The 963-nt window shown below is 35.0% G+C and carries 1 protein-coding gene; it reads left to right on the top strand.

The annotated features are described in order from the left end of the window. Nucleotides 1-39 precede the first annotated feature (39 nt). Nucleotides 40-666, top strand: a complete 627-nt coding sequence (locus tag C6368_RS17005; protein WP_107040412.1) for a hypothetical protein — start codon at nucleotides 40-42, stop codon at nucleotides 664-666. The last annotated feature ends 297 nt before the right edge of the window (nucleotides 667-963 follow it).

Below are 963 nucleotides of genomic sequence, written 5' to 3'. Positions count from 1 at the left end.
ACAATACGTAGCTTGGACGTTACCACCAATTAAAACTGAATGACAAAAACTTGCACTAAATGCAAAAATGAAATCCCTGATTTGAACTTGACCGAAGAGGCAAGGCTTAAACTTTATGGACTTATTTACCAAGATTTAAAGCTATTCGCTGTTAAACAACTAATGGACGAACAAAAAATAGCCCATAGAGAGGCGAAAATAATTGTGGACCACCTGAACAAAAAATATGGAAAGTGCGGAAGGTGTGATTACAGTGACTTGGATAAAGAAAATATTGAATGTCCAAAATGTGGAGCATTTAACTACAATATGAAAGAACCAATCTTTAATCAAGACTTTTGCTCACTTTTGGAATTTTCTCTGCCTTTTGACCAATTAGAAGATGAGAGCTTACGAGGATTCTGGTGCGATGGGATTGACCCGATCCCTAGCGATATAGAAAATCTGGCACTTGAAAAATTAAAGCAAAATCGCGCGATAAGAACAAGAGCTTGGACAGGAGTTAGTGGTCAAGAAATATATGAAATGACCATCCTCTTCGGAGAACAATCAATTTATAGATTTGAACAGGGATTAAGCTTGGAAGATTGCATTTATTCCGAGAATGCAGATGATTGGATTAAAGTTGACAGAAATAATAAAAGGATAGAAATAAAATTAAAATAAAAGGTGGNATCCGGATTTTCCCACCTGTACTGAGCTTGCCGAACGTATGGGGAAAGCGATTTGATACCTTGTTTTTGAAAAAATATTTTAGTGTGTTACGCTTTGATTATGAGCGTGCATTTCGAATTTAAGTTGGTTGATTACAATTCTTTGTTCTTAAAAAGGAGTATTTACCAGATGTTCCATTGTTTTTATGTCTATTTCACTATTTCTAAGCCATAACTTCTCCATTACGACTTTGTCGTTTCTTTTATGTTGCTGATTTAATGATGCTTAAAGTTTTTCTCCAGTTTTCTG

This window comes from Brumimicrobium mesophilum, assembly GCF_003025005.1.
GTDB classification, from domain to species: Bacteria; Bacteroidota; Bacteroidia; order Flavobacteriales_D; family Crocinitomicaceae; genus Brumimicrobium; species Brumimicrobium mesophilum.
The sequence above is the reverse complement of the archived record's forward strand: the minus strand, read 5'-3'. Positions and strand labels throughout refer to the sequence as shown.

Coding starts and splice junctions, on each gene's coding strand:
- C6368_RS17005 (WP_107040412.1), top strand. CDS start 40: ATGACAAAAACTTGCACTAAATGCAAAAATGAAATCCCTGATTTGAAC.